Source organism: Vibrio sp. SCSIO 43136 (genome assembly GCF_023716565.1).
In the GTDB taxonomy this organism is placed as follows: Bacteria; Pseudomonadota; Gammaproteobacteria; order Enterobacterales; family Vibrionaceae; genus Vibrio.
The window spans coordinates 1,238,143-1,254,004 of the sequence record NZ_CP071848.1; the positions used below are offsets into that span (position 1 = coordinate 1,238,143).

At 47.6% G+C, this 15,862-nt stretch carries 14 protein-coding genes; all 14 read left to right on the forward strand.

What is annotated here, in order from left to right:
* The first annotated feature begins 1 nt into the window (after position 1).
* The 14 genes from J4N39_RS05845 to J4N39_RS05910 are packed head-to-tail and all read left to right on the forward strand — an operon-like array spanning position 2 to position 15,861.
* A complete protein-coding gene (locus J4N39_RS05845) occupies positions 2-2,065 on the forward strand; it encodes a type VI secretion system Vgr family protein (RefSeq protein ID WP_252023023.1) in 2,064 nt (687 codons plus the stop codon).
* The gene (locus J4N39_RS05850) at positions 2,065-2,643 is read left to right on the forward strand and encodes a DUF6931 family protein (RefSeq protein ID WP_252023025.1); all 579 of its coding nucleotides are present in this window, start codon (positions 2,065-2,067) and stop codon (positions 2,641-2,643) included. Before J4N39_RS05845 ends, J4N39_RS05850 begins: the two co-directional genes overlap by 1 nt.
* Entirely contained in the window at positions 2,643-2,942 is a 300-nt protein-coding gene (locus J4N39_RS05855; protein ID WP_252023027.1) for a PAAR domain-containing protein, read from the forward strand. The genes J4N39_RS05850 and J4N39_RS05855 overlap by 1 nt, the downstream gene beginning before the upstream one ends.
* A 26-nt stretch (positions 2,943-2,968) precedes the next feature.
* Entirely contained in the window at positions 2,969-4,009 is a 1,041-nt protein-coding gene (locus tag J4N39_RS05860; protein ID WP_252023029.1) for a hypothetical protein, read from the forward strand.
* Between the two features lie 14 nt (positions 4,010-4,023).
* Positions 4,024-5,355 carry a type VI secretion system protein TssA gene (locus tag J4N39_RS05865; RefSeq protein WP_252023031.1) on the forward strand — a complete coding sequence of 444 codons (1,332 nt, stop codon included), beginning with the start codon at positions 4,024-4,026 and terminating at the stop codon, positions 5,353-5,355.
* Positions 5,356-5,400: 45 nt separating this feature from the next.
* The gene (locus tag J4N39_RS05870; protein ID WP_252023032.1) at positions 5,401-5,925 is read left to right on the forward strand and encodes a type VI secretion system tube protein Hcp; all 525 of its coding nucleotides are present in this window, start codon (positions 5,401-5,403) and stop codon (positions 5,923-5,925) included.
* A gap of 23 nt (positions 5,926-5,948) precedes the next feature.
* A complete protein-coding gene (tssB, locus tag J4N39_RS05875; RefSeq protein WP_252023033.1) occupies positions 5,949-6,455 on the forward strand; it encodes a type VI secretion system contractile sheath small subunit in 507 nt (168 codons plus the stop codon).
* On the forward strand, positions 6,452-7,930 hold the full coding sequence (gene tssC / locus J4N39_RS05880; RefSeq protein WP_252023034.1) for a type VI secretion system contractile sheath large subunit: 1,479 nt from the start codon (positions 6,452-6,454) through the stop codon (positions 7,928-7,930). The genes tssB and tssC overlap by 4 nt, the downstream gene beginning before the upstream one ends.
* 39 nt (positions 7,931-7,969) lie before the next feature.
* Complete coding sequence (locus tag J4N39_RS05885; protein WP_252023035.1) at positions 7,970-9,397, forward strand: type VI secretion system contractile sheath domain-containing protein; 1,428 nt, start codon at positions 7,970-7,972, stop codon at positions 9,395-9,397.
* On the forward strand, positions 9,394-9,813 hold the full coding sequence (tssE, locus tag J4N39_RS05890; protein WP_252023036.1) for a type VI secretion system baseplate subunit TssE: 420 nt from the start codon (positions 9,394-9,396) through the stop codon (positions 9,811-9,813). The genes J4N39_RS05885 and tssE overlap by 4 nt, the downstream gene beginning before the upstream one ends.
* Positions 9,806-11,572: a type VI secretion system baseplate subunit TssF gene (tssF, locus tag J4N39_RS05895; RefSeq protein ID WP_252023037.1), complete on the forward strand. Its 1,767-nt coding sequence runs from the start codon at positions 9,806-9,808 to the stop codon at positions 11,570-11,572. Before tssE ends, tssF begins: the two co-directional genes overlap by 8 nt.
* Positions 11,563-12,549, forward strand: coding sequence for a type VI secretion system baseplate subunit TssG (locus J4N39_RS05900; RefSeq protein WP_252023038.1), 987 nt, complete (start codon positions 11,563-11,565; stop codon positions 12,547-12,549). The genes tssF and J4N39_RS05900 overlap by 10 nt, the downstream gene beginning before the upstream one ends.
* Positions 12,527-15,139 (forward strand): type VI secretion system ATPase TssH, encoded by a 2,613-nt coding sequence (tssH, locus tag J4N39_RS05905; protein ID WP_252023039.1) that lies wholly within the window; start codon positions 12,527-12,529, stop codon positions 15,137-15,139. Before J4N39_RS05900 ends, tssH begins: the two co-directional genes overlap by 23 nt.
* Positions 15,140-15,153: 14 nt before the next feature.
* Positions 15,154-15,861 carry a substrate-binding periplasmic protein gene (locus J4N39_RS05910; protein WP_252023042.1) on the forward strand — a complete coding sequence of 236 codons (708 nt, stop codon included), beginning with the start codon at positions 15,154-15,156 and terminating at the stop codon, positions 15,859-15,861.
* Position 15,862: the final 1 nt, after the last annotated feature.

A 15,862-nucleotide genomic window follows, 5' to 3' on the forward strand; every position in this document is an offset into this window, starting at 1 on the left:
AATGTATGAGTTGATTGACCCTAAAGGCGCTTACTTAGTTGTCACCGATGACAGCAATAATGAGTTTATTGCCACCGAACTGACTGTTACTGAGCAGTTAAACGGTGAGTATGAGTGGCAAGCTGAAATCGTGGTTTCTCGCTCAACACCACAAGATTGGATCGGTGGTGAAGTTACCTGCACCGTGTATGACTTACTCGGAGGAAACCGAGATTCACTACGTCAATTCAAAGGGGTAGTGGTTAAAGCTCAATCCCATTCACCACGTATTGATTCAAGTTACTTTGGTATTCGTATCTCAGTGAAACCTTGGTTCTCTCTGCTTGAGTTCTCTCAGTCTAACCGAGTTTTTCAAGAGCAGAACGTGCAAACCATTGTCACTTCAGTGTTTGATGATTTAGGTTTTAAGGGCAAGTACAGCGTCAAAAGTATGCCTTCAACCAAGCGTGAATATTGTGTGCAGTTTAATGAGTCAGACCTAGATTTTGTCACTCGACTGTTGGCTGAAGAAGGGGTGCACTTCTACTTCGGCAAAGATGACAAGTCAGACACCCTTTATCTGCAAGATGCGTCCAAATCGTTCGGGCAAGATAACCTAGTCACCTTAGATTACATCGCATCAGCGTCTGGTGATTATGAAGTGATCACCAAGTGGCAGCGTGCCCATCAATTTCATTCCGCATCGGCAGAGCTCACTGCATACGACTACAACCAGTCAAAGCTTGTGACCAGTAAAGCTAAGAAGAGTAAGTACTCGTTGTCGGGCAACACCAAACTTACGCAAAGCTTTTATCCTGTGGCGAGCAAAGATGGCAGCTTTAGCGATCTTGCTTCTAATCAAGCTGAAATTTGGCGAGCGCAGCAAGACTCACAATATCATTTGGTACAAGCCGTGAGTGAGTCGACTCAATTGGCGACGGGCTTTATGTTGAAGCTGGCAGATCACCCAGTAAGCGATGAAAAAGGCTCTTACGTGGTGAGCGCCGTTGAGTACCAATTTAAAGATGCCCAAGCGCAGGGGCTGAAATCCGACGTTTCTTTTCAATGCGTTCCTGAAGATCAAGTTTTATACCCACCGCATCAAGACAAGCCTGTGGTTCATGGGCTGCAATCTGCTGTGGTTGCAGGTGCGACAAAAGGCGAGCCTGCAAGTGATGCCAGTGGCCGAGTTCGAATTAAATTCCATTGGGATCCAGAAACAGGGGATAAAACCAGCTGTTGGGTACGAGTTGCTCAAGCACTTGCTGGAAATGGCTACGGACACCAGTTTTTGCCAAGGGCTGGCCAAGAGGTTCTGGTGAGCTTTATCAACGGTGACCCTGACCAACCCGTGATCGTTTCCTCAGTCTATAACAGTACCAATAAGCCAACTTACCCGACGGCGAATAGTACCCAAAGTGGGATCAAAACTAAGCTCAGTGGTGCGGCCAATGAAATTCGTTTTGACGACAAGAAAGATAACGAACAGCTCTATTTTGCCGCTGCAAAAGATTGGGTGAGTGAGGTGGCCAACGACCGAACAGAGACGGTCAAAGGCTTGATGAGTTTAGCGGTCACCAAAACACTGACTTACGCCATTGATGAATCTTTCACCATGACGGCGAAAAAGGGTTTTTCAATGGCCTCTGAGCAGTCATTTAGTTTTGAGATGGACGATGCGATCAGCGGCAAAGGCAAAACCATTACCTTGGAAGCTTCCGACACTCTTACGCTCAAAGTGGGCAGCAGTAAGCTGGTTATTTCTAGTAGCAAGATCGAAATCGATAGTGACAGTGTGGCAGTTTCTGGTAGTTCATCCATCAAGTTAGATGGTGGCAGCTTATCTCAATCAGGCAGTTCGGTATCGATTAAATCTGATGGTTCATTATCTGCCAAAGGGGGAACCTCTGTGTCTTTAAGTGCAGGAACAGGTCTAACAGCCAAAGCAGGCACTACAGCGACGTTGCAGGGCTTAAATGCCAACGTGAAAGCAGATGTTTCTGCGAGTGTTAAAGGCAGCGCAACGGCAGAGCTAAGCGCCAGTGGGCAAGCGACCGTTAAAGGCGCAATTGTGATGGTGAACTGATGAAGAAGATCCCTTTTACTCATGCCCACATGGTCTTAAAGCGAATGGACCTTGAGCCTAAAGAGCTTGAGAAGATCGATATTGAGATTAGCCCGCAGGCACTTGTTGAACAGTGGTTTAACGAAAAGTCCTACATATTACTTGCACAGTTTTACGCCCATGCTTTGCCTATGCGCGAAGGGCTTTGGTGGGGCAAGCTGGCACTCGATGTTCGAAAAAGTGTCTGGACAGATAAAGAGAATGCATTGCTCGGTGCCTGTGAGCACTGGGTGAGAGATCCCAATGAAGGACTGAGACGTCAAATCGAAGCGCAGCTAGACAAGTTAGAAAATGATCGAGCAGTGAGATGGCTCGGACAAGCGGTATTTTGGAGCGGGGTTGGCAGTATTGCCCCAATTGATAACCCAGTGGTAATGCCGGATGAGTCACTGTATTGCAAAGCATTAGCCGGTGCGGTGAACACCGCAGCGGCGATTCCCGAGTGGGACAAGTTTGATAGCTATTACCGCTCAATCTTTGCGATTGCCAAAGACATTGCGGACGGTGGCAGCGGTGTGATTAAAGAAGGAGTGCTGTAATGCCTTGTGCAGCTCGATTGACAGATATGCATACCTGCCCAATGCAGACACCAGGTACACCACCGATTCCCCACGTGGGAGGGCCGATTGTTGGTCCCGGTGCGCCAACGGTGCTGATTTGCAAAATGCCTGCGGCAAAAATGGGCGACTCACTAGTGTGTGTTGGTCCACCCGATAGCATTGTCAAAGGCAGTGCGACCGTTTTGATCTCTAAGACCCCAGCAGCTCGTATGGGGGATACAACCAGTCACGGTGGTTCGATTGTTGTCGGAGCACCAACCGTACAAATCGGCGGTTAGTTAGGAATAAGGAAACAGGGACAGTTATGAAAGTTACTTACTCGCTGGGAACCGTAGTGTCTCAGACGTCTATCGTGCCAATGAACAACCCACGTGGACAAATCGAAGATCTGATTGAACAAGCGAAAGAAGGCAAGAAGAAACTCGATAACTTTATGCTTAGGTTGACGCGTACGGTGAACAATCCGGGTGGCGAAAAGATCACATACCAACGTGCGGCGAACAAGCTGCGTAGCCGTGTTGCTGAGAAATGCGGTATCAAAGATTGGAATGATCCTTCGAAAGATGAGCCGGGAATGAAGAGCCCACTTGCGGTGAAAGATATCGCTCGTGCAACCATCATTTTTTCGACCATCGCTCAGATGTGCGCAGTACGTGATTACATCTATCAAACCGAAGAATTCCAAGCGATTAAGGATAAACAGTCTCCTGCAGTAAAAGACTTATGGTCTAAAGGCGTTGAGGACGAGTATAAGGACGTTAAATTCTTCCTACAGGTCAAGATCCCGCACCATGGTGTCACTATTCCTCATATTGTTGAGCTGCAACTTAACGTCTCGCAGATGTCACGCGGAAAGCAGTATGGACATGCGTTTTACAACCTATCTCGTTTGGCCACCATTGAAGGTGAAACTCGCTTTGTTTGGGATGATCCTCGTTGTCAAATAGAAGTGCCAGGAAAAATAAAAGGCAAAGTGGGTATGAAGCTTCGTACCGCACTGACTCAATGTCGCAGTATGGCGAATGGTGACCAAGAAGTTCTACTGGCGACGAACATTTTGTCTCGCATGTTACAAACCAAGTTACGTTACGCCAGAGATCATGAAGTCACAGATCCAGAAACAGGGGAAGTGACGGTCAAACATAACGTCTATCTAAATGGGTCAAGACCGCTAATCATCAATTGTGGTCCTTACGATTTCCAAGCTCAAGGTAACCAAGATTCAGATGCAGCTCAGGCGTGGGCGATTTGCCGCCTTTCAGGTTTCGTATGGAGCGCATTTACCCGATTTGCTAACAGCCCAGGTATTACAGGCACAGCTTCTAACTGGTTTGCCGAGCACTAATTGGGGGAATTCGAATGTTTGAAGAGCTGTTAAACCCCATTTCAGACGACGCTGCTGGGGGCGAGTATCTAAAGGATAACCGAGCACTGTTTCGAGGCTATCGTAACGCCTTCAATATGGCTCAGTCTTCTTTTCGCCAATTAGTGGAAACACCGGACGCTCTTGAAGACGCTCAGTTGGTGAATCTCAACAGTAACAACTGGCACGAGTTAGAAACCCAGTGTCGAGACTGTTTGACCAACAAATCGAAAGATCTCGAGATATTTGCATGGTTCACAACAGCGCAAGTTTTTGGCCGTGAACCGTACCAGAATTTGAGCTCGTCTATCACCACACTAGAGCAGCTGTTTGAAAAATATTGGGATGATCTTCAGCCAATATTGCCTGAGAAAAAACGCCGTGGGGACACGGAAGAGAAACAGCAACAAGAGGTGGTAGAACACAAGCTAAAACCTCTGTTGCAGCTGGTGGGTGACACTGCAGAAAGTGGTTTGCTCTACATGCCAATGCAGATGTTGCCTTTGGTTGGCGATGTTGATTATGGCCAGTTCTATGCCGCTGAAAAAGCAGGCACCTTGAGCGGTCTAAAAGAGCAAGCGGAGTCACTCTTCTCCCAAGAACAAAGTGAACTGACTGCTCGCATAAAGCAACTTGGGGAAATGATCGATGGCCTGAAACGCATTGATCAGCTGGTGAGCACCAAGTGCGCCGATATTGGAGCGCAGGGAATAAGCTTCCGTTTTTTGCGTGAATCTGCAGAGCGTCTGCTCAATGCGATTCAATACCTCGTGGGGGAAAAATACAGTCACTGGCCGCTCGACCCAGAGCCAGAAGTGGTTGAAACCCCGGAACCAGCGGCTGAGCTGAGCAACGATATTGCAGCAGAGCCGACCACAGAGGCTGCTGCCGCTGTGTCTGCACCTGCACCTGTTCAAGCGACTCAAGCTCAAGTTATGGTGCCAGTGTCTGCGGTGAATAACCGCAAACAAGCACTCTCAGACTTGCAAAGAATCGCTGATTATTTTGAAACCAACGAGCCTCACAGCCCGATATACCTGCTGTTGAAACGAGCGATTCGTTGGGGGCAAATGCCTTTACCAGAGCTGTTGCAAGAGCTGGTTGGGGAAAATAGCGCTGTTCAAACTCGAATAGAACAGCTTTCTGGGCTGGAGAGTGCTGCCTATGAGTCGACGGTGTCGGCCAGTGTCGCACCGCAGCCTATTGCAACACCAAAAGTTGAAACGAATTCTGCACCTACGGTGTCAATGCCGGAGGAAGAGAATACCCATTCATCACCGCCTAAGAAAGATGAGTCCGATGGTGGCTTGGCGGCGATGGAGTGGTAGTAACTTCATATTGGAAATGAAACTTAAAGGAAAGGGGAATAAAACATGGCTTCTATCTTCATGCGAATCGAAGGTCTTGACAACATTAAGGGTGCAGCGACCGTTGGTGATATCGGTGGTAAGAAAGGCTTCTTCGCAATCGACACAATGAGTTGGGGTGCAAACCGTGGTGTGTCAGTGGATGTGGGTAACGCAAACAATGCTGACAAAGGTATGGTTTCGTTGGATGCAGTGAGCATTTCTCGTACATCAGACGGTGCTTCACCACACTTAACAACTTTCCTTTTTGCACCAGGTGCAGAAGGTCAAAAAGTTGAAATCCTATTGACGAAACCTTCTCGTGATGGTGCTGGTGCAGATCCATACCTAGTGCTGACGCTTGAGAAAGCTCGTATTTCTGGTTACAGCATTGAAGGTTCTAACGGTCAGTTACCAACAGAAGACTTCAAACTGACTTACACCACACTGACTAAGGTTTATTACAACGAAGGCGACGGCGGTAAGATCGAGAAAGGACATACCGTTAAGTTTGACTGTACGACAGGCCAGCTTGAATCAAAAGCAGGCTAATTCACACATAAAGGAGATGCGACGTGGCTTTGAATTCGCAGCATAAACGAGTGAGTAAGAACCGGGTAAGCATTACCTATGACGTTGAATTGAACGGAGCGGTAGAAAACAAAGAACTGCCATTCGTTGTCGGCGTGATCGGTGATTTCTCGGCTCACAAAGAAGACAAGGAAGAGATCGAAGATCGTACTTTCTATCAAATTGACAAAGACAACTTTGACACAGTGTTAAGCCGTGTTGGTCCAGAGTTGAAACTAAAGGTTGATAACACGCTAGCAGACGACGACAGTCAGTTTGAAGCGAACCTTAAGTTCAACTCAATGAAAGACTTCAAACCGGATGCACTGATCGAGCAAGTTGATCCGTTGAAGAAGTTGGCGGAAACCCGTCAGCAGTTAAAAACATTGCTATCTAAGGCAGACCGTTCACGTGACCTAGAAAAGCTGCTTAAAGAAGTATTGCAAAGTGCTGATCAGATTGCAGCGCTTTCAAGTGAGCTAGGCATCGAAAGCAAGGGAGGTGACGAATGAGTGCTGAACTAGAGAAAGAAACTGGCGCAGCTGCGGCTGCTGAAGCAGGCAGTTTTCTCGACCGTGCAATCGCTGCAACTAACCAAACACCAGAGAGCGAAACTAAAGAGCTGTTCTCTGTGTTGGCTGAGCAAGCACTAAGCGGTACGGTAACTTGGGATAAAAACCTAACCAAGACCATCGAAAATGCGATCGCAGAAATCGATGTTCAAATGTCTCGTCAATTGTCAGAAATCATGCAGCAAGATGACTTCCAACGTTTGGAAGGCTCTTGGCGTGGTTTGAGCAAGTTAGTGACGGAAAGTGAAACGGGCCAATCGCTGAAAATTCGCCTAGCGGACTACAGCAAAGATGAATTGCTAGAGCAATTTGAAGATGCTCCAGCGGTCGATCGTAGCCCATTGTTCGACACTTTGTACCAGAAAGAATTTGGTACCGCAGGTGGTGAACCATACGGTGCTTTGATTGGTGATTACACCTTTAGCCATAAAGACGAAGATGTTGCACTTCTACGTTACATGGGTGAGACCGCAGCAGCTAGCCACGCACCGTTTGTGGCCGCCGCTAATCCTGAAATGTTTGAGTTCGATTCTTTCGAAACGTTTGATGAAGGTAAACCAGTCGCAGCAGGCTTTGACTCTCCTGCATACGCTTCTTGGAATGCTTTCCGTGAAAGTGATGATGCACGTTATGTTGTGTTAACACTTCCTCAGACACTGGCTCGTCTACCATACGGTGAGAAAGGGCTAGGAACGGATGCGTTTGCTTTTGAAGAGCTGAACACTGACGCTGACGGCAATCCTAAACCAGAAGATAACTCTCAGTTGGTTTGGTCTAACGCCGCTTATGAGATGGGTTTGAAAATGACTCAGGCACATACTCAGTTTGGCTGGTGTACGGCGATTCGTGGCCTAGAGAATGGTGGTAAAGTTGAAAACCTACCTAACCTGACTTACAAGTCAGAGGCGGGCGATCTTCTACAGCAATGTCCTATCGAAGTTAACCTGACTGATGAGCGTGAGAAAGAGCTATCAGATCTTGGTTTCTTGCCTTTGGTTCACTACAAGAGCACCAACTACGGTGTGTTCATCGGTAGCCAAACCACTCAGAAACCAAAAGTGTACGCCGATCCTGATGCCACTGGTAACGCCGCCATTTCTGCTCGCCTGCCGTACATCATGGCAAGTAGCCGAATTGCGCATTACCTAAAAGTGATGGGTCGTGACATGCTGGGTTCTAACCTAGAAGCGACAGATGTGCAGAAGCAACTACAAACTTGGATTGACCAATACACCAACTCTGGTGCTATGGGTAACGCAGAGCGTTCTAAAACACCGCTGTGTGAATCTCAGATCCAGGTCGTAGAGCAGCCAGGTAAACCGGGCGCATACTCTGCCGTTGCACACCTAAGACCATGGCTACAAATGGAGGAGTTAACTACCTCTGTTCGTATGGTTACTAAGATCCCAGGTTAATACTGGACTTAGGAAAGGTAACAGGGATAAGACGACAGGATGTTAAGTAGCGACTTTCAGCACCAACTTAATCAGCTTGACTCGACGGATGAGCAATTCGTCGAGCAGGCGCTTGAGTTGATCTATCAATTAGATCCTGAAATGTTGCGCAATCAGCAAAGTTTATTGTCTTCAATAAGCTTGCTGATTGCAGATATAGACGCAGCCATTTCAACGCAAGTGTCTGAGATCTTGCATCATCCTGAGTTCAGTGCGCTTGAAGCAAGCTGGAGTGGGGTCGAGTCCCTGGTTTCTTTACCGATTAATTACCACAAAACCAATGTAAGACTATTAGATTTTTCGTGGGATGAGTTGTCTCATGAGCTTAACTCATCGGTCTCATTGCGAAGAACCACACTGTTTAACCTCATCGGCAACAAAGAACTTAATACTTCTGGGGGCAAGCCGTTTGGTATGGTGGTGGTAGATCATGATATCTCGATGAACCTTGATGGCGATTATGACGATATCTATACCCTAGAGTTACTTTCAGAGCTCGGTGACCTCTGTTTGTGTCCATTTATTTTATCGATGGCTGAAGACTTTTTTGGTGAGTCTGGCGCTGACTGGCTTTCAGATACACAGCGAATCGAGAAAATATTGGCCGGTGCAGAGTACCAATCTTGGCAACGGCTAAGAGAAAAGAGTTCCTCCCGATTTATTGGCGTGGTGATGCCCAAAGTGCGCTTTCGTCACGCATACAACCATAGTGATAGCAACCAGATCGTATTTTCAGAGCGACACCGCTCTCCATCTGGTGTTTGGGGCAATGCTGGCTATCTATTTGCTTCAACAGCGATGCGAGAATTTAACCGAATCAACTGGTTTGGCTTTATGAAATCTCGCTGGCAAGATAAGTACGCAGGCGCACTGGTTAATGTTCCAGAATCGAGTGCACAAACCTTGGTTCACCGCGAGCCTCGTGCCGATATCAATATCTTTACCCCAATGGGGATTTTCTATTCTGATCATGGATTTATTCCACTATGTCACAGTTCAACTACGGAGAAATATTTCTTCCGAGGTAATCCATCGATATGGAATTGTGAGTCCGATGATCTAGAGGCCGTGAACGGCCAGATTCAAACCACGCTGATGATCTGCCGTGTAGCACATTATCTAAAAGTACAGATCCGAGGCATGATCGGTAATTTTCAAACGGCAGATGAGTGTGAGTTATTCCTCAATAACTGGTTAGACAAATACACCAGTAATTTGGTCAACGCTGACGAAGCAACCCTAGCCAAGTACCCGTTAAGTAAAGGGCGTGTGATCGTCAAAGAAATCGCAGGGCAAAAAGGGCGATTTACCTGTGATGTGCACGTTAAACCACAGTATCAATTTGATAATGTCTGCGGCGAAGTTTTGCTTTCGACCGATCTTGGACCCGAAACAGGTGGTACAGGGTATCAAGGAGGGCTGCGATGAGCTTTTGGAGCACGTTTCTTGATAAAAGCGACAGCAATGATTCGCTTTTAGAGTCGGTTCGATACCAACTGACCGCTCTTTTAAACTCTGAAGCGCCGATGCGCAAAGTCTCGCACCAGTTTCCTAATGTGGAGGCATCGATTTTAGGGTTTGGTTTGGATTGTGCTCACAGCGTTAGCAGTCAGGTTGACCATGACCAGTTTGCCCGCTCGATGGAGTCTTGGGTCAAGCGGTATGAGCCGAGATTGTCTGAAGTTAGTGTGTTTGTTGAAGAGAGCGATCCCAACAAGAATCTGCTCTGTTTTTCTTTGATGGCCAAAATGAGTACAGAAAAGGGCGACCACGTATTTCTGTTTGATTCCAATATCAGTATTACTCGCCAAACGGCGAAGTTGGAGGGACAGGAAGTTGTCTGATCAATTATTAAGTTATTTCGAGCGAGAGCTGGCGTATGTGCGTCGAGCGCTAGACGGTTTTGGTACTCAGCACCCAGAGCATGCCAATGAACTTCGCATCAACCAAACTGGCCAAGAAGATCCCAACATATCGCGGCTGATAGATGCGATTGCTTTGCTCACTGCAAAATGCGAACAGCGTCTGGATGACCAGTTTCCTGAAATCTTGCAGAACCTGTTCAATATTCTCTACCCAAGCTACTTGGAGACGATTCCAAGTTACGCACCTGTCAGCGTCGAATTGGACGAGGCAGGGGATGATGCTATTCGCATCGATAGAGGCACAGCACTGAGTGTTGAAAATGGTGGTGAATGCCGTTTTACCCTCATGGATGATTTGGAACTCGCACCGTATAAAATCACCAATATTAATGCGACGTCAGCTCCGTTTAATTTCACTACGCCAACGTCGCTCAAGCGCTCTGATGCGGTGATCAGCGTTGAACTAGAAAGCTTTGATCCAGAAGTGCTGTTTTCACACATGACGCTCCAGCACTTTGATTTTTACGTACGTGGATTTGAGAACAGTGCTCGTGGTTTGATTGATCTGCTTCTGCTTAATACTGAAGTCATTACAGTACAAAATGAAATCCAGCTGTTTGAAATTACAGCCTCGCGTTTGGGCTCGCGAATTGCGGATCCAAGTTTCCAATGGCTAGAGACCGAGGGAAGCCAGACCTTAGGCTTTGATTTACTGCGTGACTACTTTGCGTTTCCTGATAAAGCGGCCTACATGCGTATTGAAGCGCTTGGTCGTGAACTAGGGCAGCTTGAGAGCTCGAAAGTCACGTTGAGGTTTTTTGTTCATCAATTGCCAGTGGAGTTTTTGCGACTCTTCAGTGCCCAAGTGTTTGCCCTAAATACAGCGCCAATGCTCAACCTCTTCTCTGTACGAGGTGAACCGATGCGCTATGATTTTACCCGTTTGTCCGTGCCTGTGATCGCAGATGTCAGCGCCGGAGCTGATTCGGAAGTCGTGGCCATAAACTCGGTGTCAGAAGTCTTGCCTACCGGAGATATTACCCTTGCACCAGTCTATGAAGGTGGCTACTGGATGGATACCAGTTTGCCTCAGTGGCAACCAAAGTATTTCTGGGATCAAAAGGGTCAACGACAAACAGAAATTAGTGTTAGCTACTCAGAGCTTTCGGCGCAAAAAGAGTCAGTTGTGTTGTCGATGGATCTCAAAGTGTGCAATGGCAGAAAGCCGTGTTTGATATCAACGCACACTGAAGTTGAATGTCTCGCTGCGGTGGATATACCGGGACGACTTACCGTGACGAAAACGCCATCTGCACCTCAGTATCCATCGCTGGATAATCAACTGGGCTGGCGTTTCCTCGCCATGCTAAATGCAAATTTCTCCGGTTTAGTGGAGTCATCCAACCCGACGCAAACCTTGCAAGAGGCGATGCGCCTATGCACTAACAGCGTGGTATGTCACGCTGCTGAAGCGATTAAAGATGTGCAATATAGTCACCTTGTCGCCCCTATCACCATTAATAAGCAGAGCATGTTTACTTCAGGCACTCAAGTGACGGTCGTGATCGACGACACCTTGCTTGAAGGGGAGTTTTCTGCATTTTGCCAAGTGTTGAATGTCTACTTTCAGCAGTACTGCAGCTTCGATAGATTTATTCAGTTGTCAGTGGAACGTTTTGGTAGCGATGTCGCTGGCATTGAGTTTGATAAGTGCCATGGGAGTCAGCTATGTCTCTAACCTCGGCGCTAACCACTCAATCAAGCCGTTTTGAGTTTATTCAGGTCATTCGATTGCTCCGTGCACTAGGGCACGGCGCTCCACAGCTCAGTGCCGAGTTAGTGCCATATGGTGCGCCCGATGAAGTTCAGACCTTGGAAGCGCAAGGTGAAGAGATCAAACTTCGCGTTGGTTTAGAGGCCTTGTCTGGTGCCAAAGGTATGATCCCCGATTACCTCTACGCAGAGCTGCTTCAAGCGTTACACCAAGAGGAGTTCGCACTTGCCGACTTTATTGATGTCTTCAACCACCGCTACTTAGAACTTAAAGCTGCGGTAGAGAGCAGCGCCAATGTGCTACTGCGACAAGAGCGGGAGAAGCTCGGACAACAAACACGAGCCAAATTTTCTCAGTGGCAAGCCATCGCTTTGATGGGAGCCCTGCCTAGAGCCAATGAGCCTATCGAAAGTTTGAGCCAACTACGTTTTGGCATGGCGCTGGCATCAAAACAGCGCAATCTCAATGGGCTAAAAAATCTATTAACTCAATACTTTGGCTTAGATGTCACTCCACAAGTGAATCACAGCGCTATTTATCGAATTCCGACTAAATACCAAACTCGAATTGGACACCAGTTAGGAAAAAATCATCGCTTAGGTGATGGGGTGATGGCGGGGAAAAGAGGTGAGCAAGTCTTAAAGACGCTCGATATTCAAATAACGCCTCGCTCACGAAAGGAGTACTTGGCGTTAGTGGATGACCTGACCTTAGCTCAAGCGATGCGTTCGTTGGTTCATAACTACCTGCGAGACAATTTAGAAATCAAAGTTTATTTGCGGGTGAAGCGAGAGTTTTTGGATAAACCGATACTTTCGAGTCATCAGTCGACATTTCGTCTAGGAGAGGCGAACTGCCTTGCACCGGAGCGCAACGCGGCGCAATTCAGGAAGATATTACTACATTCGGAGAAACAGTATGGCAAACGTAAAGCTGGGTAACTTGGTAGGAAAGCTCGCTCCTGAGCTTAAAGCGGCACTTGAAGAAGCTGCTGGTGCTGCAATGAGTCAAACCGTCGCTGCTATCGAGGTCGAGCATTGGTTGGTACAACTGTTAATGGCGAAAGACGAGCACCTGACGGCTCTATTTAGAAGCCAAAATGTTGATGGTGATAAGGTGATGGGGGAACTCACGACTCGAATCAGCCGCTTATCGAAAGGATCGAAATCGCAACCGACCATCAGTAGTGCGGTGAGTGATTTGCTGCAAGAAGCTTGGCTAGAAGCATCGGTTAACTTTGGCCATGCTGAAGTGAACAGTCTGCACTTGGTGTTGGCATTGATACAAACCGACGGCCTAGGCTTTAAGAAACTCACACTTGAAAGCCTGCAAACCATCTCTTCTGAGGCGCTTCGCTCTCAGCTAGAACAAACCAGTGTAGTACGCGTTGGCGTGGAAGCTCCAGCCACTGGCGCTGGTGGTAGTGCTCCAGCAGGAGCTCCGAATGGTGCATTGGCTAAATACGCCGTGAATCTTACCGAGCAAGCTCGCAATGGCCAGATCGACCCAATTTCAGGACGAAACAGTGAAGTTCGAATGGCGATCGATGTGTTGTGTCGTAAGCGTCAAAACAACCCGATTCTTGTCGGTGAGCCAGGCGTGGGTAAAACCGCAGTCGTCGAAGGGTTGGCGCTGCGTATCGCTGCTGGTGAAGTGCCTTCAGTGATTCAGGGCGTTGATATCTATACGCTTGATTTGGGATTACTGCAAGCAGGTGCAAGCGTTAAAGGCGAGTTTGAAAACCGCTTGAAAGACGTGATTAACGAAGTTAAGAATTCAGAAACCCCAATCATAGTGTTCATCGATGAAGCGCACACACTGATTGGTGCTGGTGGCGCTGCTGGACAAAATGATGCGGCTAACTTACTTAAACCTGCATTGGCGCGCGGCGAGTTTCGCTCTATTGCTGCAACAACCTGGGCCGAGTACAAAAAATACTTTGAGAAAGACCCAGCACTGACTCGCCGTTTCCAAGTGGTGAAAGTGGAAGAGCCAAGCGCTGAGGATGCGCTGCAAATGCTACGTGGTGTGGGCGTTGCTTTAAGAAAACACCATGGTGTGTTCATTCGCGAAGATGCATTAGAAGCGGCGGTATCCATGTCAGTTCGTTACTTGCCGTCTCGTCAGCTACCCGACAAAGCCATCAGTCTTCTAGATACGGCTTGTGCTCGCATTGCATTGACTCAAGGGGCAACACCAGAGCCGATTGAGCAGTTAGAGCAGGACGTAAAATACCTCACCAATGAATTAGCCGCACTTGAAGCTGAAGATACCGTTTTGGTTGAGTTCGCATCGGATCGCCAAGATATCAAGCAGACCCTAGCGGATAAGAAAGCGCAGTTAGAATCTTTAAATCAGCGCTGGCAACAAGAGAAAGATTTGGTTGATCAAGTCACGCAGTTAACTGAACTGATTGAAAGTGGTGAGTCAGACGATCTTGCCAAGCATCAGCAAGAGTTGCAGTCAGCGCTTAACGAACTCAAGCAATGTCAGGGTGATAGCCCTATGGTATTTGCTATGGTGGATGACCAAGTGATTGCACAGGTGATTGCAAGCTGGACGGGCATTCCTGTGGGCAACATGGTCAAAGGCGAAATGGAAGAGCTATTGACCATGGAAGATAGCCTCCACAATCGAGTGATAGGTCAAGATGTGGCTATCAGTGAGCTGGCTCGAACCATTCGTATTTCTCGCGCAGGTTTGACCGACAGTCGCAAACCAGTAGGTGTGTTCTTAATGTGTGGCCCAAGTGGTGTTGGTAAAACCGAGACTGCAATGGCGCTTGCGGACCAAGTCTTTGGTGGCGGAGATAACCTAACCATCATCAATATGACTGAGTTTAAAGAAGAGCACAAAATCTCTATGCTGCTTGGCTCTCCTGCGGGCTATGTTGGATTTGGTGAGGGTGGCGTGTTAACGGAAGCGATTCGTCGCAACCCGTACTCAGTACTGTTATTGGACGAAATGGAGAAGGCGCACCCTGGCGTTCACGATCTCTTCTACCAAATCTTTGACAAAGGACACATCAAGGACAGTGAAGGTCGCACAGTCGATTTTAAAAACACTATTATCATCATGACGTCGAATGCTGCTGACCAAGAAATCTGTGACATTTGTGATAGCAGTGACCAGCGTCCAGAGAACCAGGACTTGGTTGAGCAAATTCGTCCTGCGTTGCAACGCCACTTTAAGCCGGCGTTCCTTGGTCGTTCGACTATCGTGCCGTACTACCCACTTAACCATGAAGAGTTGGGCAAGATTGCGGCAATCAGCTTGAAGCGCATTGAGCGTAAACTGGCGGAGAAATACCAAGCGACGTTCCACTACAGCGATGACTTTATCGACTTTGTGATTTCAAGAAACACCGACCCAACGACGGGCGGACGTGCGATTGAACAAATCATGAATCGCTCACTGATGCCTAAATTGGCCGAAGAGTGTATTCATCGCTTAAGCCAAGGATTGCCAGTGCAAAAAGTATCGGTTTCGACCGATACGGTTTCTGGCGAACTGGTATTGGATATCGAGTAGACATGGAGGTTATTTTGAGCGCTAAACCTTGGTTACGTAAAGTTGTAGTAACAGTCTGTGCAGCCATTGCTTCATCGGGAGTGGTGGCCGCAGATAGGGTGTTATTAGCGACTCAAATCTGGACGCCTTATCAAACAGTCGATGGCAACGGAAAAATCGGTGGCATCGCTGTTGATAGGGTCAAATGCGCCATGCAGCGTATGGGGCAACCTTACGAGATCCGTGTGATGCGCTGGGACAAAGCACAACTGATGGTTGAAACCGACCAGATGCACGGATTTTTCGCAGGTTCAGGAAATTCTCAGCGAGCGAGCTACGCACAGGCATCGACACCTGTGATATCGGAATACCTCGCATGGTTTGTCTCGCCAAACGTGACAGAAGACGTGAATGACGAGACGGCTAAATACAGTTTGAGATTTGGTGCAAAGTTTAACACTAACAAGTGGTTACATTTGAAGCGTAACGGCTATAACGTTATTAAGAAACCTCGCGATGCGGACGCATTGCTGCAAATGTTGTGGCAAGGCGACCTAGATGTAGCGTACGAATATGAGCTGGTGTTTGAAGAATCGATGAAAAATACAGGCATACCGCTCGATTACTTTAAGAAAGTGAGAACCAAGAAACAGGACTTGATGGTGCATTTCTCTCGTACTTTCTTAGCAAAATCACCGGGGTTTTTGGATAGATTTAATAGTGCGCTACAAAAATGTCTATAAG